The following is a 20,008-nucleotide window of genomic DNA, read 5'->3' as shown; positions in this document are numbered from 1 at the left end:
AAAGGGAGCCCGGCTCCCTTTTTTGCGTTTTGGGAATTACCGTTTACTTTTACAGAGATGAATAAAGACAAGACCAAAAAGGTTTTCGATGTCAGTCTGCTGAACCGCGTTTTCTCCTTTGCAAGGCCCTACCGGCGGTATTTTTACCTATCGATGTTCCTGACGGTGCTGCTGGCGGTCCTATCCCCGGTGAGGCCCTGGCTCATCCAGCAAACGGTCGATAAGTACATCACGAACCAGTGGGCGCAGATGTTGATGATCATCACTTTCGTGCAGATCGGGATACTGATCCTGGAAACGGCGGTCCGCTTTTTCTTCAGTTACATCACCAACTGGCTGGGGCAATCCGTGATCAAGGACCTGCGGGTGGCCGTGTACCGGAAAGTGGTGCGGCTGAACCTGGGATTCTTCGACCGCACGCCCATCGGCACGCTCACTACGCGTACCATCAACGATATTGAGGCGATCAACGATATTTTTTCGGAAGGGATCATTTCCATCGTGGCAGACGTGCTCATGATCCTGGCGATATTGGGCGTGATGTTCTCGGAAGACTGGCGGCTGACGCTCGTGAGCCTGAGCCCGTTCCCCGTGCTGATTTTGGCGACGTACTTTTTCAAGGAGGCGGTGAACAAATCGTTCCACCGCGTGCGCAATGCCGTAGCGGCGCTCAACGCGTTCGTGCAGGAGCATATTACCGGCATGACGGTGGTGCAGGCGTTTTCCGCCGAGAACCGCGAGTTCGGGAAGTTCCGCGTCATCAATAAAGATCACCGAAAAGCCAATATCGACGCCATTTTCGCCTATTCCGTGTTTTTCCCGGTGGTGGAAATCATACTCGCCATTTCGCTGGGGCTCATGGTGTGGTGGGGCGCCAACATGGTGCTGAATTATGAAGTGACGCAGGGCGTGATGATCGCGTTCATCATGTACCTGAACATGCTGTTCCGTCCGCTCCGCATCCTGGCCGATAAGTTCAACACCCTGCAAATGGGGATGGTGGCCAGTGAAAGGGTGTTCAAGGTGCTGGACAGCGACGAATTCATGCCCGACAACGGTACACATTCGGCGGCGGGGATGAAGGGCGATATTAAGTTCGATCATGTGTGGTTTGCGTATAAAGACGACCGGTACGTGCTGAAAGACGTCAGTTTCCACGCCAAAACCGGGCAAACGATCGCGTTGGTGGGGCATACCGGCAGTGGGAAAACCACCATCATCAGCATCCTCAACCGGCTGTATGAAATCCGGAAAGGGACGATAGAGATCGACGGGGTGAAGCTGGAAGATTATAAACTGGCGGAGCTGCGCAGCAGGATAGGGGTGGTGTTGCAGGATGTGTTCCTGTTTTCCGGTTCGATCTTCGAGAATATTACGTTGCGGAACCCCGATATCAGCCGCGAGCAGGTGGAAGGGGCGGCCCGGCTCATCGGGATGCACGATTTCATCATGCAACTGCCCGGCGGGTACGATTACCCGGTGATGGAGCGCGGAAGCACCCTTTCGCTGGGGCAGCGCCAGCTCATTTCGTTCATCCGCGCATTGCTGTACGACCCGGCGGTGCTGATCCTCGACGAGGCCACTTCGTCTGTAGACACCGAGTCGGAAATGCTGATCCAGCATGCGATCGATAAGCTGATCGCCGGGAGAACGGCCATCGTGATCGCCCACAGGCTGAGCACCATCAGCAAGGCTGACCAGATCATCGTGCTGGACAAGGGCGAGATCCGGGAGGCGGGCACGCACGACGAGCTGCTGAGGCTGGAGGGGTACTACCACAAGCTGTATATGATGCAGTTTCAGGCGTCGGCGAATACGGCCTGACAATTTTAGCTATATTTACCGCAGAATTTAAATCCCATACCCTGTACCATGAGAAAAAAATTGCATGGCTGTTTGTTAGCATGCCTGTTCTGGGCCCTGGCGCCCACGGCCGCATTCGCCGGAGATTATGAAAAAGCCTGGGAGGCGATCCTGAAGAATGACTTCGCGAAAGCTAAAGCCCTCCTGCAAAAGGCCGTCAACCAAAGCGAAAACCGCAACAGCGCGCTCGCCACCCTGATGTTGCTGGAAAACAACGAAGGTTTCGGCGAAGACATCATTTCAAAACACAACAATCCCGCACGCCGGTTCAGCGATCCCAATCCTTATTGGTACGCCCTTTGGTTCAACGAAGGGGTGCTGGGCAGCTACGGCAAGAAAGACGCCGTACGGCTCGCCAATGTGGACTATGTGCTGGAAAACCCCGGCTTCAACGGTTCCATGCGCGCCGCCGCGAACTACTTTAAAAGCGCGCATTACGTGTTCAGCAACAAAACCGCCCTCGCCAGCCAGCTCTATCCCAAAATGGGAAGCATTATCAACTGGCAGTACGTCGGCACTTTCGATAACATCAACGGCAGCGGGTTCGACAAGCCCTATGGCCCCATCACCGAAGTAGCGAAAGGCAAAGGGTTCAACGCATACAACAATACCACCATCGACTGGTTCACCCCTGCGGTTGAGAGCCAGCAGGGCTGGGTGCTTCCCTTCATATACTTTAATTCCGGCAGCGGGATCGGGTATATGCAGACTTTCGTGGAATCGCCGGCCGACCAGGAAGTGATCCTCTGCCTCGGCGGCAGCGGCGCCTTCAAGCTTTGGCTGAACGACCGCCAGCTGATAGGCGAACCGGAAGAAAAAGTGACGGAGCTCGATTACTGGAAAGTACGCTGCAAACTCAACAAAGGCTATAATCGCGTGCTGGTACAGCTGGGTTATACGGGAGCAGGCGCCCGGTCGAACTTCCTCGTGAGGTTTACCGACGAAAATTACAATCCGGTAGCGGGTCTGAAGAGCGTCAGCGAACCGAAAGACTATCGGAAAGACATGTCTGCCGCGCCCGTAAAACTCATTCCCCATTTTGCCGAAGCATATTTCAAAGACCTGATCGCCCAAAAGCCCGCCGACCTCGTCAACCCCCTGCTCCTGGGTTGCGTCTACGCCCGCAACGCGGAGTATGATAAGGCAAAAGCCGTGCTGCAGCCCGTCCTGAAAAAGTACCCGGATTGCGGACTGCTGCTGCTCCAGTATTACATCAACCTCAACGGCGGCCACAACACCACCGAACTGCGCGAATTGCTGGAAAAGCTGAAAACGATGCTGCCCGACAACTACTGGATCATGAATCTGGAAGTAGACCGGCTGCTGGAAGAGAAAGATTATACCGGCGCGGTGGCGATGATCGATAAGATGGATAAGATTATAGGCCGGAAAACCGCCAGCACCATGGTGAAGCGCATCACGGCCATCGCTTACCAGGAGAAGCTGGATAGCATGTTCCTCCTGCTCGAAGAAGGCCACAAAGCGTTCCCGGACGAAGTACAGATTCTGTCCATGCTTTGCTACAAGGCTGCCGAAATGGACCGCAAGCCCGATCTGGCCATCGATATGATGGAAAAGTACCTGGCCGGCAATTACAATGAAGAATTGTACAACCGCTTGATAAAGTCTTACATGAGCAAGGGCGATCTGGAAAAGGGGGAGGCGATTTATCGGAAGATGTTCGATTTTTCCGGGTATTCCATGAACCCTTACGAAAAGATCTCCGGCTATTATTTCTCGCGCCAGCAGTACGATTCCGCCATCACTTACCTGGAAAAACTGCGCAGCATTTCCCCGTACTATCATAAAGCGGCCGGAGATATCGCCTATTGCTATCTGCAGCAGAATAATACGGACAAGGCGCTGGAATACTTCAGGAAGGCGCTGGCCCTGCATGCGGGGATGGATAATTACCGCCGCCAGATCCGCACCCTGGAGGGGAAGAAGGATGTGTTCACCTACTTCGCCGGCGGCGACCATTACGCCCGCATCCAGGACGCATTGAAGAAACCGGCGGATACCGCCTATGCTTCCAGCTATATTTTCGACGAGAAGAATGTGGTGCTGTATGCCGACGGCGCCAGCGAGCGCGAAGTGAAGACCGCGGTATACGTGCGCAACAATAGCGGGATCGAACGCTGGAAAGAGTTAAGCCTGCCGTATAACAGCGTGTACGACAATATGACGATCCTGAAAGCCGAAGTAGTGAAAGCCAACGGCAGCAAAATCCCCGCTGAAACCTACCAGAACCAGGTGGTATATGCGAAGCTGGAACCCGGCGATGCCATCTTTTATCACTATAAAGTGAACAGCTACGGCATCGGGCGAATGGGCCGCGAATTCTGGGACGATTTTTATTTCTCCGCCAATGTGCCTACCAAATACGCCCGCTACAGCGTGCTCTGCGCAGAAGGCGTGCCGCTGCAATACAACCTGCGCAACAATCCCGGTTTCAAGCCGGACATCAGGCAGGCAGACGAGTTCAAGCTCTATACCTGGGAGCGCAGTAACGTGCCCGCCTTCAAATCCGAGCCGTATATGCCCTCGCTGGGCGACTTCGGGGAGGTACTGACCGTGAGCACCGTGAAATCCTGGAACGATATCAGTGAATGGTACAGCGACATCACCCGCATGCAAAGCCGTGAAGATTACGATCTGAATATGGCTTACGGCGAAGTGTTCCCGAAAGGCACTGCCGGGCTTTCGGCCACGGAAAGGGCCCGCAGGATTTATCAATATATCGGGGATAATATCGGGTATAGTTCCGTTTCGTTCCGCCAGGGCGCCTACGTGCCCCAGCGCGCCGGGAAAACGCTGGCCACCCGCCTGGGAGATTGCAAGGACATGAGCGCCCTCTTCCTCGCCTTCGCGCACAAAGCCCAGCTGCCCGCGAACCTTGTACTGGTCAATACACGCAACAACGGAACGCAGGGTATTTCGCTGCCCAGCATGGAATTCAACCATTGCATCGTGCAATACCAGGCAGACGGGAAGGATAATTTCCTGGAACTGACAGACCGTTACCTGCCTTTCGGCACCCTGCCGCAAACGGTGAAAATGGCGCAGATGCTGAGCGTGCCCTATAAATACGAAAAGCAGCCCGCTTCGCTGCAATCCGTTCCCGGAGGCAAATCCAATACCACGCTCACCCGGAAGGTGCATGTCAAAATCCAATCGGCGGATGTACAGGTGAATACCAGCTGTGAAGCCACCGGCAACCTCGCCGCCATGTTCCGTGAGCGCTACCTGCACAAGGCGCCCGACGAGGAGCGCGAAACCGTCCGGGAGCATGTGGGGTATGGTTTCAAGAACCATGTTGAACTGGGTAAATACGCGTTCCGGGACCTGGAAGGCGATTCGGATACGGTGCATTGGAGCTGCGACTTCCTTGTCAGGAACGAAGTGGTGAATGTGGGCGATTTCAGCATGCTGCGCCCGGCGTTCATGGAAGCGGTGGCCACACAGCATATTTTTACCGATGAAGAGCGGAAGTACCCTTTCCAGTATTGGTCTTATGAGAATACCGATAAATATGTGACGGAGTTGACGATCGAGCTGCCGGAAGGGAAAGTGTTCGACCAGGTGCCGGGGAACATGGAAGAACAGTTCCAGGGGATGCGGTACGGGATTGCATATGAGAAAGTTGCGCCGGGGCGGCTGAAAGTGACGCGGACGTTCCAGGCGGATACCGGGGCGGAGATCGCGCCGGCCGCTTTTGCAGGCATGAGGACTTTTTTTAATAAGATCGTAGAAAAGGAACAGAAATACATTTCCTTTAAATAACGCTATTGCGCCTGCGCGGCGGTAAAATACCATCAAGCGGTACGCAAAGAAGTAGGAGGGCACCCCGGGCCGGGGTGCCCTTTCCTTTTTTAGGATTGATTATGAACGGGTTGGGAGTGCGGGGGCATGTGGATATGATCCTCGTCAGTTTTTTTGATGCCTCATACTATTTAATGTAAAATCGGTTACCTTTGCACAAAATTTCAGAAAACTGTGTTTTCCTTGAATCGGTTCAAATATAAGCTGGTAGCCCTGATAACGGTGTTTTTCATCACCGTTTCCGGCACAATTACCACGGCCCAAGCATCAGACGGCCATGAAGAAAAGAAAGGTTTTAATGCGAAGGAAGTCATCCTCGGACACGTGAAGGATGCGCACGACTGGCACTTGCTGGACGTGGGCGATTTTCACCTGACGGCTCCGCTCCCGGTTATTATCTATAACCCGGTGCGTGGCGTTTCGATGTTTTCTTCCTCCAGGTTCCACCACGGGCATGACGCGTACGACGGGTACCGCCTGGTGGACGCGCATTACCTCGCGTCTCACCACCTGACCGCCGCCCAGTATCCTGAAGGCAGCATCATCGAGGTGGATGCGAACGACAATCCGACCGGCCAGAAGATCTACGACTGGTCTATCACCAAGAACATTGCATCCATGCTCTTCGCAGCGGTGCTCCTGGTGGTCCTGATGCTCAATGTAGCCAAGGCTTACCGCGTACGTGGCCACCGCCAGGCTCCGAAAGGCTTCCAGAGCCTCATCGAGCCGGTGATCATCTTCATGCGCGACGAAGTGGTACGCCCCAACATCCCGGGCGCGAAAGGTGAAAAGTACGTTCCTTTCATCCTGACCATCTTCTTCTTCATTCTCATCAACAACCTGCTGGGCCTGCTGCCGGGTTCTGCCAACGTAACCGGTAACATCGCGGTAACGGCGGCGCTGGCGCTGATTTCCTTCATCGCGATGATGGCGGCTACGAACCGCCACTTCTGGGCGCACATCTTCAACCCTCCCGTACCGGGCGGCGTGAAGATCATCCTGGCGCCGGTGGAGCTGATCGGTGTGTTCACCAAACCGGTTTCCCTCATGATCCGGCTTTTCGCCAACATCCTGGCGGGGCACATCATCATCCTGAGCATTATCTCCCTCGTGTTCATATTCGGTTCGCTGAATAAAGTTGCCGGTTACGGCTTCCTGCCTATCACGATCGTGTTCAACATCGTGATGATGATGCTGGAACTGCTGGTGGCTTTCATCCAGGCGTTCATCTTTGCCAACCTTACCGCTGTATTCATCGGTCAGGCCATGGAACACCAGGGCGGTCATCACCATTAATAACAACGTTTAATCTAAAATTCAAATACACAATTCATCATGGAACTTTTAACTGTAATGATGCAGGCTGCTGAATCCGCTTCTGGCCTGGCTAAAGCTGGTGGTGCTGTTGGTGCTGGTATTGCTGCTATCGCAGCTGGTATCGGTGTAGGTAACATCGGTAAGAGCGCGCTGGAATCCATCGCTCGTCAGCCCGAAGCTGCTAACGACATCCGTGCTAACATGATCCTGGCTGCGGCGCTGGTAGAGGGTGTTGCCCTGTTCGGCGTTATCGCGGGTCTGCTGGCGGTAGTACTGTAATCGCAGAAACTTTTTACTGCATCTGGCGCAAAGGGCAAAAGATGCAGTAAATTCAATTTTCCGAACCATCTCAACGCATAAATATTATTATATATGGATTTGTTGATGCCTCAATTAGGCTTATTCACCATCTCTTTCATCATTTTCCTGATCGTTCTGTGGATCCTCGTGAAGTTTGCCTGGAAGCCTATCCTGGCAGTTCTGAAAGAAAGGGAAGATTCCATCTCCGACTCCATCGCCACCGCTGAGCGCGTGAAAGAGGAAATGGCGCAAATGAAAGCCGAGCACGAACATGTGCTGGCCGAAGCGAAAGCCGAACGCAGCGCTATCCTGAAAGAAGCGAAAGACGCCAAAGAGCAGATCATTCGCGAAGCCAAGGAACAAGCACAGGCCGAAGCCAAAAAAATCATCGCGGAAGCTTCCGTAGCCATCGAGAACCAGAAAATGGCCGCCCTCACCGACGTTAAAAACCAGGTAGGCACCCTCGTGATCGAAGTAGCGGAAAAAGTGCTGCGCAAAGAGCTGTCCGACAAAACCAACCAGGAAGCTTACATCAAGCAACTGGCCGGCGAAATCAAACTGAACTAATTAAAACGGCTGAATAAAAGAATATGCAGAATCCCCGTTTAGCAAACAGGTATGCGAAATCGCTGATCGACCTGGCGGTGGCCAAGAACGAACTGGAAGCCGTGCATGGCGACATGCTCCTGCTCCAGTCCATCACCCGCAGCAATGCCGACGTGGTTGCGCTGCTCCGCAGCCCCATCATCAAGGCCGATAAGAAGATCAAGATCATGGGCGCCATCCTCGACGGTAAGATCAGCGGCATCACTTCCGCGTTCATCCGCCTGGTAACGCTCAAAGGCCGCGAAAGCGTGCTGGCCGAGATCGCCGGGGAGTTCGAAAAGCAGTACAATGCCCTCAAAGGCATCGTTCGCGTGAAACTGATTTCCGCCGCCCCGCTCGAAGCACAGCTGCTGAACCTCATCCGCGACAAGGTGGAAACCTCCGCCGGCCGCAAAGTGGAACTGGAAACAGCAGTAGATCCCGAACTGATCGGCGGCTTCGTCCTCGAAACCGGCAACGAACTGTTCGACGCTTCCGTCCTGCGCGACCTGAAGGATATCAAGAAACAGTTCCTCAAGAACATTTACGTTTCCGAAATCCGCTAACCAAGCAATTTAACAGCAGCCGCTGCGTAATCGCAAAGCTGTTGTCGTTATAACAACAAACCTTAACGACTCTTTAAAAAATCATAACGATGGTTGATATTAAACCAGATGAAATTTCGGCGATACTTCGCCAGCAACTGAGCAACTTCAACGCTTCCGCGGAACTGGAAGAAGTAGGCACGGTACTGCAGGTGGGTGACGGTATCGCCCGTGTATATGGCCTGAACAACGTTCGCTCCGGTGAACTCGTGGAATTCGAGAACGGCGTAAAAGCAATCGCGCTGAACCTGGAAGAAGACAACGTGGGTGTGGTACTGATGGGTGAATCCACCGCTATCAAGGAAGGAGACACCGTTCGCCGCACCGGCCAGATCGCCTCCATCAAAGTAGGCGAAGGCCTCGTTGGCCGCGTGGTAAATACCCTCGGCGAACCGATCGACGGTAAAGGCCCCATCACCGGCGAACTGTACGAAATGCCCCTGGAACGTAAAGCTCCCGGTGTAATCTACCGCGAACCGGTAAAGGAACCCATGCAAACCGGTATCAAGGCGATCGACGCCATGATCCCCATCGGCCGCGGCCAGCGTGAGCTGGTAATCGGTGACCGCCAGACCGGTAAAACCGCCATCTGCATCGACGCCATCATCAATCAGAAAGAATTTTTCGACGCGGGCAAACCCGTGTATTGCATATACGTAGCCATCGGCCAGAAAGCATCCACCGTTGCCGGTGTGATGAAAACGCTGCAGGAAAGCGGCGCCATGGCCTACACCACCATCGTTGCAGCTTCCGCTGCCGATCCGGCTCCCCTCCAGTTCTACGCTCCGTTCGCTGGCGCAGCCATCGGTGAATTCTTCCGCGACACCGGCCGCCCGGCGCTGATCATTTACGATGACCTGTCCAAACAAGCCGTAGCTTACCGTGAGGTGTCCCTGCTGCTCCGCCGTCCTCCCGGACGTGAAGCGTACCCCGGTGACGTATTCTACCTGCACAGCCGCCTCCTCGAACGCGCCGCGAAAGTGATCGCGAAAGACGATATCGCCAGGCAGATGAACGACCTCCCCGAGTCTATCAAACACCTCGTGAAAGGCGGTGGTTCCCTGACCGCCCTGCCGATCATCGAAACACAGGCTGGTGACGTATCCGCATACATCCCCACGAACGTGATCTCCATCACCGACGGACAGATCTTCCTCGAAAACAACCTGTTCAACGCCGGTATCCGTCCTGCGATCAACGTAGGTATCTCCGTATCCCGCGTAGGTGGTAACGCCCAGATCAAGTCGATGAAGAAAGTATCCGGTACCCTGAAACTCGACCAGGCGATGTACCGCGAAATGGAAGCCTTCTCCAAATTCGGCGGCGACCTCGACGCGGCTACCAAATCCGTTCTGGACAAAGGTGCCCGTAACGTGGAAATCCTGAAACAGCCGCAGTTCAGCCCGTTCTCTGTTGAAAAACAGGTAGCGATCATCTACCTCGGTACCAACGGCCTGCTCCGTGAAGTGCCCGTGAAGAACGTAGCCGCTTTCCAGGACGCCTTCCTGCACGAAATGGAAGTTCGCCTGCCCGAAGTGCTCGGTGAATTCAAGAAAGGTAACCTGCCCGAAGAAGGCATCAAGAAAATGGTTGCACTGGCCGACGAGCTGAAGCCCCGCTTCGCTTAAGCCATAGCGCATATAGTTTGTAAAGGCCCTCCGCTTGCGGAGGGCCTTTTTTTGTCGTCACCTTCCGTTCGTTTTTCATCCGCCAGCGGAGGTTTTTTTTGCCACATCCCTGCAAATCAACAGATTTAAGTATGTGAAAATGGTTCGATAATTTTGCCCGGTGCGGAAGGAACGGAGCGGCATAAGTGTTGGCCGGCGGATGGAACTCGGCCCGGCCTCCGTTGTGTCACTCCCTTCATCTTTCCCGTTCTGCCCAGCAGATATATGTTTTAACATGTAATTTAATTTGAAAAATAGTTTGGTTTATAATGTAAACTAAATTAGTTTTGATCCATCATTCTGACCTAACCTTATATGTACAAGCTATTCCTTCCCCTGGTTTGCCTGCTGTTCCCCCTGGCTATGCAGGCGCAGACCGTGGTCGCCGGTAAAGTGACCGACGCCCGCAAGAAGCCCCTGGCAGGCGTGAACATCTCCCTGGTCGGGAGTTACGACGGCGCCACCTCCGCGAAAGACGGCAGTTTTTCCTTTACCACTTCAGAAAAGGGAGAACGCCTCATCACCGCCACACTCGCCGGCTTCGCTTCCATCGAAGTGAAAGCGGACCTTTCCTCCAGCGCCCCCCTGCTGCTCGTCCTGAAAGAAACCGTGAACGAACTGAAAATGGTCACCATCTCGGCCGGCAGCTTCGAAGCCAGCGACGAAAAGAAGAACACCGTCCTCAAACCCCTCGATATCGTGACCACCGCCGGCGCCAACGCAGACATCGTGAGCGCGCTCAAAACCCTGCCCGGCGCGCAGCAGGTAGGTGAGAAGGAAGGCCTCTTCGTACGCGGGGGCACCGGCTACGAAACGCAAACTTTCATAGACGGCATGCTCGTCCGCAACCCGTTCACCAGCGGTATGCCCGACTTCGCCGCGCGCGGCCGGTTCTCGCCGTTCCTCTTCAAAGGCACCACCTTCAGCAGCGGCGGCTATTCCGCGCAATACGGCCAGGGCCTCAGCTCCGCGCTCGTCCTCGAATCCATCGACCTGCCGGAACGATCTTCCTACACCATGGGCATCGGGTCTGTAGGGCCGTCTGTCGGCATCGATAAACTGTCGAAAGACAAAAAGAAAGGCTACGGCTTCGAAATGGATTACACCAATCTCTGGCCCTACTTCAAGATCATGAAGCAGAAACAGGAGCCGGTTGTAGCGCCCGAATACCTGAACGCATCGGGCAACTACCGCATCAAAACCTCGAAGAACGGCATGCTGAAAATCTTCGTCATGGGCACCGCCGGGCGATTCGGATTCAAAGGCGAAAGCCTGGAGTATCCCGGGTCGAAGGAAGAATTCCGGCTCAACAACCAGTTCGTCTACACCAACGTTTCCTGGAAAGAAAGCCTGGGCAACGGCTGGAAGATCCAGCTGGGAACTTCCTACAGCACCAACCGCGACCGAATTACCATGGACACGCTCGGCAAACAACCGGAGCCCACGCGCATCAAGACCCGGCAAGACCTTTCTCAGTTCCGGGCCGTGCTGTCGAAAAACCTTGGCAAATTCTCCGTGCTCCGCCTCGGCAGCGAATATCAATACGGAACGGAAGCATCGAAATTCAATCACTTCGAAGCGGATTTCGTAGACAGCTACACCGCGTCTTTCGCGGAAGCGGACGTGTACATCACCCCGCGGTTCGTAGGCCGGCTCGGCTCCCGGTACGAATATTCCTCGCTGCTCCGTTCCCCCAACATCGCCCCGCGCGCATCGCTCGCCTATAAACTCAATGCCAAAAGCCAGGTGGCCCTGGCATACGGCGAGTTTTACCAGAAACCGGAGCCGCAGTATCTCCGCTTCGATCGCAACCTCGGCTACATGCGCGCCACGCACTACATCGCCAGCTACCAGCATATTTCCCAGTTCCGCGTATTCAGGACGGAAGTATTCTACAAACAATACCGCGATCTGATCAAAACCGTTCCCTCGTACAGCAATAACGGTAAAGGCTATGCGAAAGGAGCGGAGCTTTTCTGGCGCGATAAAAAACTCATCAAGAACGCCGACTACTGGATTTCCTATTCCTGGCTCGATACGAAGCGCGATCACCTGAACTTCCCGTATGAAGTGCAGCCCGACTTCGCGGCGGAACATACGGCCACGTTGGTCTACAAACATTTCATTCCCGACTGGATGCTCAACCTGGGCGCCACATACACCTTTGCTACGGGACGGCCGTATTACAATCCGAACCGTCCGCAGAGCGAGTTCATGACCGACCGAACGCGCAACCTCAACACGCTCGGCATCAACGTCAACTACCTGACCACCGTTGGCAAGGCGTTCACGGTATTCGTGTTCACGATGTCCAATGTGATCGGGAACGAGCAGCAGTATGGCTGGCGCTATTCGTCGGACAAGATGCGCAGAAGCATGGTAGGGCCCATGGCGCCGAGGTTCTTTTTCCTGGGCATGTTCATGAGCTTCGGCATCGACCGCCGGCAGGAAATGATCGACCGTCAATAATTTCATCATCAACCCTCAATATTCAAATATGAAATCCATTCTCGCCTATTTACTGCTTTTCGCCGTTGCTACGGCCAATGCGCAAGACCGTTACCAGGCCGCCATGAAGCAACAGGTAGGGTTGCTAGACAGTGCCAGCACCTTCAATCCTGCGTCGCTCAACGCCCTCAGCAACACTTTCGAGCGCATTGCCAACGCGGAGCAAACCCAATGGCTGCCGTATTATTATGCCGCTTATTGCCTGGTGAACGAAGCTTTCATGACGCAAGACAAAACCAAGGTGGACCCCATTTCCGACAAAGCCGCATTGCTGGCAGAAAAAGCCGTGGCATTGAAAGGTGCGGATTCCGAATTGTCGTGCCTGCTATCGCTCATCGCTGTTTCCCGCATCGCGGTAGACCCCATGACGCGTGGCGCCAGATTCGGCACCGAATCCGCCGAACTGCTGGAAAAAGCGAAGGCGCAGAATCCCGAAAACCCGCGCGTGTATTTGCTGCAGGGCCAAAACCTCATGTTCACGCCCGAAGCTTTCGGCGGCAGCAAATCGAAAGGGAAAGAACTGCTGAACGTGGCATTGCAGAAATTCACGGCGTTCAAACCGGACAGCGACATCGCGCCGCGCTGGGGTGAAGCCTATACGAAGGAATTGCTGAAAATGAATCCCTGATTTTTTTATACTTTACGGGCGGAAGCGCTGATTCCGCCCGTAATTTTTTAGTAATCCAAACAATCGTGAAACGTGTTTAAAGAACTGGACCCGGTTTTACATTCGCAGTTGCGGCTGGCAGTGATGTCGGTGCTGATGCGGGAGAAAGATGCGGAATTTACCGTGCTGAAGGAGTTGACCAACGCCACGGCGGGGAATCTCAGCGTGCAGATCAATAAGCTGAAGGAAGCGGAATACATCGAAGTCACGAAGCAGTTCAAGGATAATTACCCCCAAACCATTTGCCGCGTCACCGAAAAAGGATCGGCGGCATTCGAGAATTACATTCGCTCCATCAAATCCTATTTCCATACCGGCGGGAAGTCCTGAAATTTGGGACTGACGGGCCGATGCAGCGTTGCTTGGTATCTTTAACGTCCGCCCGGGGCGGTTTAGAAACCTTAAAAGGCACGCGATGGAACTGCTGGATCACAAACTGAAAGTGGCGCCCACTTCTGCGCTCGTTTTGCTGCAAACCCGGTCTTTGTACGACTCCGGTATCGCCGGTCAGTATTACGACCTGCTCGATTTCGGCGACGTACGGGAGCTCTCTTCCGGGATCCAGGGCGCCTGGCCGCATTTCTCCACGGTGGTATTGTACCGCAAGCGATTTGTCCGCCATTTGCTGGAAACGTACCTGCAAGACGGTAAGCCCGTCCAGGTCTGTATTCTCGGCGCCGGCCTCGACCCGATTTCGCTGTATTTGCTGGAACGCCACCATCAGGCCATCAGCCGGATTTATGAAGTAGACGCGGTGCATATGCCCGTGAAATCCTCGCTGTATGCCCGGCTGCTGCCGGGCGAACCGGCCCTGCATTTCATTCAGGCGGATATAACGGATACCCTGCATCTGCTGGATAAACTCCGGGATGCGGGGTATTCTACCGAAGAGCCCGCCGTCGTCATCTTCGAGGGCATCATCCACTATATTCCCGACGAATTGTTCCTCAATACGATGCAGACTTTCCGGACGCCGAACAAAACGAATGTAGTGCTCATGGATTACCTGTTGCCCGAGCATAAGGTGCCCGTGGCCCAGCAGCCTATGCTGCGCGACCTGAAGGCACGGATCGAAAAATTCATCGGGGGAAGCACGTACCAGTACGAGCGCCGGGAGATTTTCCGGCTGGTGGAGTTGCTGCATGGCGATGTGGCCGGCATAGACTCGCTGCAGGACATAGAATTCAAGCTGAACGGCCGAAATGAGCTGTTCTACGAAGACGGGGAAGGATTTATGGAGATGACCGCTTTTTACCTCTGATTATACGGCGCCTCTTTCCGAAGCGATCTCCGTTTTCTTCAGGGGATTGCGGGTGTTTTCCGCGTATTCCTTGCGCTGGGCGATGATGTCGAGGCAGGAATACACGGCTTGCCGGAACGAGGCTTCGTCTGCCATGTTTTTACCTGCGATATCGAAGGCGGTGCCATGGTCGGGCGAGGTACGTACGATGGGGAGGCCGGCGGTGTAGTTGATGCCTTCGCCGCTGGCGAGGGATTTGAAGGGGATGAGGCCCTGGTCGTGATACATGGCCAGCACGCCGTCGAACTTCGTGTACATTTCGCGGGCGAAGAAGGCGTCTGCACTATAGGGGCCGAAGGTCAAAGTGCCGCGCTGCTTGGCTTCGCGGATGGCCGGGGCGATCTGCTGGATTTCCTCGTTGCCGATCAAACCCTCGTCTCCCGCATGCGGATTGAGGCCCAGTACGGCGATGCGCGGATTGTCGATCCCGAAATCGCGCACGAGGCTGTCTTTCATCATGGCGATCTTGGCGAGGATGTTTTCCTTGGTCACATATTTGGCGACTTCCGAAACGGGAACATGCTCGCTAAGCAGGCCCACACGCATATTGTCTGCCGTCATGAACATGAGGACATCCTTGCTGTTAAAGGCATTGCGGAGGTAGGGGGTATGGCCGGTGAAGTCGAAATCCTTCGACTGGATGTTCTTTTTATGGATGGGAGCGGTCACGAGGCCTTCGATCTGTTTGGCCTTGAGGCTTTCCACGGCTACCGCGAGGGAGCGGGCGGCGTATTTGCCGCCGGTTTCGTTCAAAATGCCGGGCGTGATCTGGACTTCTTCTTCCCAGCAGTTGAAAACGCTCACCTGTTTGGGGTTCAGTTTGGTGAAATCCTTGATGCTCTGGTAATTGAAATTGTTCTCGTTGAGCAGTTTTCGGTAGAAATTGATCGCTTTGTTGGAAGCGAAAACCACGGGGGTGCACAATTCAAGCATCCGGCTGTCGGCAAAAGTCTTGATGATGATCTCCAGGCCGATGCTGTTCAGGTCTCCTGCGGAGATCCCGATAACGGGGCGGTGCGTATGTGCGTTTGCTGAGCTCATGAGTAAACGAAATATCCAACAAATATACGTGTTATAGTTGACAGATAGGCCCCCGGGGGCAAACTGCCGGGGATTCCTTAAATTTGCAGCTTATTCTGTTCCATGTATACGCTGAAAAAGTCATTAGGCCAACATTTCCTCAAAGACGAGAACATGTGCCGCAAGATCGTGGAGGCATTGCCCGTTACGCCGGGGATGCAGCTGCTGGAAGTGGGCCCCGGTGCCGGCGCCATCACCAAATACCTGCTGGAGATCCCGGACATCGCCTTCAAAGCCGTGGAACTCGATACCGAAAAGGTCCAGTACCTCGAAAAAACATTCCCCGCCATCACCGGCAGGATCATCAACGAAAGTTTCCTGGAAATGGCGGCTCCCTTCACCGGGCCGTTCGCCATCATCGGCAATTTCCCCTACAACATCTCCACCCAGATCATGTTCCGCGTGCTCGACTGGAAGGAGCAGATACCTCTTGTGGTGGGCATGTTCCAGAAAGAAGTGGCGCAGCGCATTGCCGCGGGGCACGGGAACAAGGAATACGGCATCCTCAGCGTATTGCTGCAGGCGGAGTACAGGATCGAATACCTGTTCGATGTACACGAAAACTGCTTCAACCCGCCGCCGAAAGTCAAATCCGGCGTCATCCGCTGCACCCGGCTCGAAACGCCCTACGAAGTGAAGAACTGGAAGAAATTCACCCTCCTGGTGAAAACCGCCTTCGGCCAGCGCCGCAAGCAGTTGCGCAACCCTTTGAAAGGACTGTTCAAAAAAGAATATTTACAGGAACCCATATTTACGAAACGCGCGGAAGAGCTTACAGTAGCTGATTTCGTAGCCCTCACCGAACACATGTTATGAGCAAGCAAGTAATCATCACGGCCAAAGTACACGAATATCTGATCAATGAATTACAGGAGAAGGGCTTTGCGGTCGACTACCGGCCTTCCATCACCTACGAAGAGCTGGCGGCTTCCATCCACACGGCTTCCGGGCTGATCGTGACCACAAGGATCAAGGTAGACAAGGCGATGCTCGACCGGGCCGCGCAGCTGGAATGGATCGGTCGCCTGGGATCGGGGATGGAGCTGATCGATACGGCATACGCCGCGGAGAAAGGCATCCGGCTGGCGAGCAGCCCCGAAGGCAACCGCGATACCGTGGGCGAACAGGCCGTAGGCATGCTGGTAATGCTCATGCATAATCTTTTAAAAAGCAACCTCGAACTGCGCAACGGCATTTGGGAGCGCGACGGCAACCGGGCCTGGGAACTGGGCGGGAAAACCGTCGGCATCATTGGTTACGGCCATACCGGCGGCGCCTTCGCGAAAAGGCTCCGCGGGTTCGACATGAAGATCCTCGCGTTCGACAAATACAAAAGCGGCTTCGGCGACGAATTCGTGGAGGAAGCTTCGCTGGAAGCCATTTTCAGGGAGGCAGACATCGTGAGTTTGCATCTGCCGCTCACGGAGGAGACCCGGCATTTGGGGAACATGTCCTTCTTCCGGGCTTTCCGCAAACCCGTGTTCCTGCTCAATACTTCCCGCGGGAAAGTCGTGAAAACGGCAGACGTGGTGAAAGCCCTGGAAAACGGCGCCCTCGCCGGCGCGGCGCTCGACGTGCTGGAAAACGAAAAGCTCGATACGTTCAGCGAAACCGAGAAAGCCGAGTTCCAGTTCCTGCTGGAACACCCGCGGGCGGTGCTAACCCCGCATATCGCCGGATACAGCCATGAAGCGAGCATCAAAATGGCGAAAGTGGTGCTGGAAAAACTGGGATTGTAGCATATGGGAATCCCTCCATATTAAGCATTTTAATATTTGATAGGGGGGAGGGTTCCGAACGAAAAAAAGTTATATTTGCAATACTGACAACGAATTGACGTCTTTGCGAAAGCGAGGGCGTTAATTTTTTTTTCTATACAACTAAAACATTCAGGTATGTCTGGCGTAAATTACGTTACCAAAGAGACCCTTGACCAGATGAGAGATGAGCTGACGCAACTCAAGACCAAAGGACGGGCGGAGATTGCGCGTGCCATTTCGGAGGCGCGTGAGAAAGGGGATTTGAAAGAAAACGCGGAATACGACGCAGCCAAAGAAGCACAGGGGCTTCACGAAGCCAAGATCGCCACGCTGGAAAACGCCATCGCTACGGCGCGCGTGGTGGAAGCGGGCGATATCGATACTTCCAAAGTGTCTATCCTCTGTAAAGTGACCATTACCAATCTCGCCAATAAGAAAACCATCACTTACCAGCTGGTTTCCGAGAAAGAAGCCGATCTGAAACTCGGCAAGATCTCTGTTACTTCCCCCATCGGCAAAGGTCTGCTGGGCAAGAAAGTTGGCGAAGAAGCCGATGTTACGGCCCCCAACGGCAAGCTCCGTTTCAAAATCGACCACATCACCGTGTAATAGCGGCGGCGATAATAGGAAAGGCCCCCGCGCGCGGGGGCCTTTTTTTATGCCAAATATTGTAGCTTTATACCGAGCAAAAAGCGACCCGACACATGACCATCTTCTCAAAAATCATCAAAGGAGACATTCCGAGCTATAAAATCGCGGAAAACGACAAGTTTTACGCGTTCCTCGACATCTTCCCCATGATGGAAGGCCACACCCTGGTCATCCCCAAAACGGAAGTAGACAAATTCTTTGATGTAGACGATGCGTACCTGGCGGAGTACCTGCTCTTCGCCCGCCCCATCGCGAAAGCCATCGAAGCCGTGGTACCCTGTAACCGGGTAGGCATCAGCGTTATGGGCCTCGAAGTGCCGCACGCGCACCTTCACCTCGTACCGATCAACTCGGCCGACGATCTCAATTTCACCCGCCCCAAGCTGAAACTGCAGCCTGAAGAACTGAAGGCGATCCAGGAAAAAATCGTAGCGGAACTGGAGCGTAACGCTTAAAGGGTCGGAACGTAGAACTTGAACCCGATGCCGTGCAGCGTTTCCAGCTTCACGTCTTTGTCGTCGACAAAATGCTTACGGATTTTCGTAATGAAGACGTCCATGCTTCTGCCGAGGAAATAATCGTCTTTCCCCCACACGTGGTACAGGATTTCTTCCCTTTTCAGGGTTTTGTTGGCATTCTCGCAGAAAAACTTCAAAAGATCGGCCTCTTTCTGGGTAAGGCTCGCCTTTAGCTTGCCGGAACTGTCCATCAGTTTCAGCTCGCCATAGTCGAACGTCGTTTTGCCGACGGTATAGGTGGAGCGTTTGTCTGCATTGAGGGGCCGTGTCCGTTTCAGGAAAACTTCGATACGCAGGAGCAACTCCTGCATGGAAAAAGGTTTGGTTACGTAATCGTCCGCGCCATGTTTGAAACCGCTGATCTTGTCTTCGTCCTGCGACTTGGAAGTGAGGAAGAGAATAGGGATCAGATCGTTCTTCTGCCGAATTTGCCGGGCCAGTTCAAAGCCGTTTTTCTTGGGCATCACCACATCGAGCAGACATATATCGTACAGGCTTTTTTGAAACGTTTTCCAGGCTATTTCTCCATCAGAGCAATGGGTCACCTCGTATCCGGATTCTTCCAAACGTTTTTTGGTAATAGCACCCAGGTTATAATCATCCTCCACTAGTAAAATTCTAGCCTTCGTATCCATCTACGAAAAAAATTAGGGGTGATAAAAGGTAAAAAATTTCATTAGTAACACTTGTAGGCGCCCCGCGGTACTGGTTCAGGGCGCTATTCAGCCTTATTTCAGTTCAAAATAAGTACAATTTCTCAATTAACAAACATCGGCCGGTGGGATTATGTTCAATTTGCATCAAGGTCTGGAGAGCCTTTCGGGATTCTGTTGGAGGAATTTCTCCCAGCCTTTTGATTTACCGGTGGTTACGAGGGGGCTGGAATCCTGGAAATGATGGCAGACGGCAACCGCCAACGCGTCTGTGGCATCCAGGTATTCGGGCACTTCGGTGAATTGGAGGATGCGTTGGAGCATCTGCCATACCTGCTCCTTGTTGGCATTGCCGTTGCCGGTGATCGACTGCTTCACTTTCTTGGGGGAATATTCCGCAACCGTAAGCCCCGCCTGCATCGCCGTGGCGATGGCCACGCCCTGGGCCCGGCCGAGTTTGAGCATCGATTGCACGTTTTTGCCGAAGAAAGGCGCCTCGATAGCGCAACAAACTGGTTTGTGTTCCCGGATGATTTCATTCATCCGGTCATGGATTTTCCGGAGCCTTTCGTAGTGATCGATTTTAGGATTGAGCTTGAGAACGTCCATCTTGATGATCTCCGCATGCTGGCCTTTTACGGCGATCAGGCCATAGCCCATGATGATGGTCCCGGGGTCTACCCCGAGAATTATTTTTGTATTGTTTGCCAAG

18 protein-coding genes are annotated in these 20,008 nt (G+C 53.9%); 15 read left to right on the top strand and 3 right to left on the bottom strand.

The window, feature by feature from the left end:
- Positions 1-57 precede the first annotated feature (57 nt).
- From EJ361_RS04995 to EJ361_RS04945, 11 genes are all read left to right on the top strand, one after another.
- A complete protein-coding gene (locus EJ361_RS04995; RefSeq protein ID WP_126244257.1) occupies positions 58-1,824 on the top strand; it encodes an ABC transporter ATP-binding protein in 1,767 nt (588 codons plus the stop codon).
- A gap of 48 nt (positions 1,825-1,872) precedes the next feature.
- Positions 1,873-5,646: a DUF3857 domain-containing protein gene (locus EJ361_RS04990; RefSeq protein ID WP_126244256.1), complete on the top strand. Its 3,774-nt coding sequence runs from the start codon at positions 1,873-1,875 to the stop codon at positions 5,644-5,646.
- A gap of 213 nt (positions 5,647-5,859) precedes the next feature.
- Positions 5,860-6,981: a F0F1 ATP synthase subunit A gene (gene atpB, locus EJ361_RS04985; RefSeq protein WP_126244255.1), complete on the top strand. Its 1,122-nt coding sequence runs from the start codon at positions 5,860-5,862 to the stop codon at positions 6,979-6,981.
- Between the two features lie 39 nt (positions 6,982-7,020).
- Positions 7,021-7,281 (top strand): ATP synthase F0 subunit C, encoded by a 261-nt coding sequence (gene atpE / locus EJ361_RS04980; protein ID WP_126244254.1) that lies wholly within the window; start codon positions 7,021-7,023, stop codon positions 7,279-7,281.
- A gap of 105 nt (positions 7,282-7,386) precedes the next feature.
- Positions 7,387-7,869 carry a F0F1 ATP synthase subunit B gene (atpF, locus tag EJ361_RS04975; RefSeq protein WP_240646548.1) on the top strand — a complete coding sequence of 161 codons (483 nt, stop codon included), beginning with the start codon at positions 7,387-7,389 and terminating at the stop codon, positions 7,867-7,869.
- 23 nt (positions 7,870-7,892) lie between these two features.
- Positions 7,893-8,453 carry an ATP synthase F1 subunit delta gene (gene atpH / locus EJ361_RS04970; RefSeq protein WP_126244252.1) on the top strand — a complete coding sequence of 187 codons (561 nt, stop codon included), beginning with the start codon at positions 7,893-7,895 and terminating at the stop codon, positions 8,451-8,453.
- Positions 8,454-8,542: 89 nt separating this feature from the next.
- Positions 8,543-10,120, top strand: a complete 1,578-nt coding sequence (gene atpA, locus EJ361_RS04965; protein WP_126244251.1) for a F0F1 ATP synthase subunit alpha — start codon at positions 8,543-8,545, stop codon at positions 10,118-10,120.
- Between the two features lie 354 nt (positions 10,121-10,474).
- The gene (locus EJ361_RS04960) at positions 10,475-12,628 is read left to right on the top strand and encodes a TonB-dependent receptor (RefSeq protein WP_126244250.1); all 2,154 of its coding nucleotides are present in this window, start codon (positions 10,475-10,477) and stop codon (positions 12,626-12,628) included.
- 28 nt (positions 12,629-12,656) lie between these two features.
- Complete coding sequence (locus tag EJ361_RS04955) at positions 12,657-13,295, top strand: hypothetical protein (RefSeq protein ID WP_126244249.1); 639 nt, start codon at positions 12,657-12,659, stop codon at positions 13,293-13,295.
- Between the two features lie 72 nt (positions 13,296-13,367).
- Entirely contained in the window at positions 13,368-13,664 is a 297-nt protein-coding gene (locus EJ361_RS04950; RefSeq protein WP_126244248.1) for a winged helix-turn-helix domain-containing protein, read from the top strand.
- Positions 13,665-13,749: 85 nt separating this feature from the next.
- A complete protein-coding gene (locus EJ361_RS04945) occupies positions 13,750-14,595 on the top strand; it encodes a class I SAM-dependent methyltransferase (RefSeq protein ID WP_126244247.1) in 846 nt (281 codons plus the stop codon).
- On the opposite strand, the gene pdxA is transcribed toward EJ361_RS04945, so the two are convergent.
- Positions 14,596-15,675, bottom strand: coding sequence for a 4-hydroxythreonine-4-phosphate dehydrogenase PdxA (pdxA, locus tag EJ361_RS04940; protein ID WP_126244246.1), 1,080 nt, complete (start codon positions 15,673-15,675; stop codon positions 14,596-14,598).
- A 102-nt stretch (positions 15,676-15,777) separates the two neighbouring features.
- Here pdxA and rsmA point away from each other — a divergent pair, with 102 nt between their 5' ends.
- From rsmA to EJ361_RS04920, 4 genes are all read left to right on the top strand, one after another.
- Positions 15,778-16,530 carry a 16S rRNA (adenine(1518)-N(6)/adenine(1519)-N(6))-dimethyltransferase RsmA gene (gene rsmA, locus EJ361_RS04935; RefSeq protein WP_126244245.1) on the top strand — a complete coding sequence of 251 codons (753 nt, stop codon included), beginning with the start codon at positions 15,778-15,780 and terminating at the stop codon, positions 16,528-16,530.
- Complete coding sequence (locus EJ361_RS04930) at positions 16,527-17,453, top strand: NAD(P)-dependent oxidoreductase (protein WP_126244244.1); 927 nt, start codon at positions 16,527-16,529, stop codon at positions 17,451-17,453. The genes rsmA and EJ361_RS04930 overlap by 4 nt, the downstream gene beginning before the upstream one ends.
- Positions 17,454-17,609: 156 nt before the next feature.
- Positions 17,610-18,083 (top strand): transcription elongation factor GreA, encoded by a 474-nt coding sequence (greA, locus tag EJ361_RS04925; RefSeq protein WP_126244243.1) that lies wholly within the window; start codon positions 17,610-17,612, stop codon positions 18,081-18,083.
- Positions 18,084-18,178: 95 nt separating this feature from the next.
- Positions 18,179-18,580 carry an HIT family protein gene (locus tag EJ361_RS04920; protein ID WP_126244242.1) on the top strand — a complete coding sequence of 134 codons (402 nt, stop codon included), beginning with the start codon at positions 18,179-18,181 and terminating at the stop codon, positions 18,578-18,580.
- Here the strand turns inward: EJ361_RS04920 and EJ361_RS04915 are convergent.
- Together EJ361_RS04915 and ruvC are read right to left on the bottom strand one after the other, a co-directional pair.
- The gene (locus EJ361_RS04915; RefSeq protein ID WP_126244241.1) at positions 18,577-19,278 is read right to left on the bottom strand and encodes a response regulator transcription factor; all 702 of its coding nucleotides are present in this window, start codon (positions 19,276-19,278) and stop codon (positions 18,577-18,579) included. The two genes, EJ361_RS04920 and EJ361_RS04915, sit on opposite strands and share 4 nt — an antisense overlap.
- Positions 19,279-19,443: 165 nt before the next feature.
- The gene (gene ruvC, locus EJ361_RS04910) at positions 19,444-20,007 is read right to left on the bottom strand and encodes a crossover junction endodeoxyribonuclease RuvC (protein ID WP_126244240.1); all 564 of its coding nucleotides are present in this window, start codon (positions 20,005-20,007) and stop codon (positions 19,444-19,446) included.
- Position 20,008: the final 1 nt, after the last annotated feature.

The sequence above is a fragment of the Chitinophaga rhizosphaerae genome (assembly GCF_003958645.1).
GTDB classification, from domain to species: Bacteria; Bacteroidota; Bacteroidia; order Chitinophagales; family Chitinophagaceae; genus Chitinophaga; species Chitinophaga rhizosphaerae.
Note: the sequence above shows the minus strand (reverse complement) of the source record. Positions and strands in the feature narration are given on the sequence as shown.

Excerpts from the sequence above, each read along its gene's own strand:
- EJ361_RS04995 (WP_126244257.1), top strand. The coding sequence starts at position 58 with ATGAATAAAGACAAGACCAAAAAGGTTTTCGATGTCAGTCTGCTGAAC.
- EJ361_RS04990 (WP_126244256.1), top strand. The coding sequence starts at position 1,873 with ATGAGAAAAAAATTGCATGGCTGTTTGTTAGCATGCCTGTTCTGGGCC.
- atpE (WP_126244254.1), top strand. The coding sequence starts at position 7,021 with ATGGAACTTTTAACTGTAATGATGCAGGCTGCTGAATCCGCTTCTGGC.
- atpF (WP_240646548.1), top strand. The coding sequence starts at position 7,387 with ATGCCTCAATTAGGCTTATTCACCATCTCTTTCATCATTTTCCTGATC.
- atpH (WP_126244252.1), top strand. The coding sequence starts at position 7,893 with ATGCAGAATCCCCGTTTAGCAAACAGGTATGCGAAATCGCTGATCGAC.
- atpA (WP_126244251.1), top strand. The coding sequence starts at position 8,543 with ATGGTTGATATTAAACCAGATGAAATTTCGGCGATACTTCGCCAGCAA.
- EJ361_RS04960 (WP_126244250.1), top strand. The coding sequence starts at position 10,475 with ATGTACAAGCTATTCCTTCCCCTGGTTTGCCTGCTGTTCCCCCTGGCT.
- EJ361_RS04955 (WP_126244249.1), top strand. The coding sequence starts at position 12,657 with ATGAAATCCATTCTCGCCTATTTACTGCTTTTCGCCGTTGCTACGGCC.
- EJ361_RS04945 (WP_126244247.1), top strand. The coding sequence starts at position 13,750 with ATGGAACTGCTGGATCACAAACTGAAAGTGGCGCCCACTTCTGCGCTC.
- pdxA (WP_126244246.1), bottom strand. The coding sequence starts at position 15,675 with ATGAGCTCAGCAAACGCACATACGCACCGCCCCGTTATCGGGATCTCC.
- rsmA (WP_126244245.1), top strand. The coding sequence starts at position 15,778 with ATGTATACGCTGAAAAAGTCATTAGGCCAACATTTCCTCAAAGACGAG.
- EJ361_RS04930 (WP_126244244.1), top strand. The coding sequence starts at position 16,527 with ATGAGCAAGCAAGTAATCATCACGGCCAAAGTACACGAATATCTGATC.
- greA (WP_126244243.1), top strand. The coding sequence starts at position 17,610 with ATGTCTGGCGTAAATTACGTTACCAAAGAGACCCTTGACCAGATGAGA.
- EJ361_RS04920 (WP_126244242.1), top strand. The coding sequence starts at position 18,179 with ATGACCATCTTCTCAAAAATCATCAAAGGAGACATTCCGAGCTATAAA.
- EJ361_RS04915 (WP_126244241.1), bottom strand. The coding sequence starts at position 19,278 with ATGGATACGAAGGCTAGAATTTTACTAGTGGAGGATGATTATAACCTG.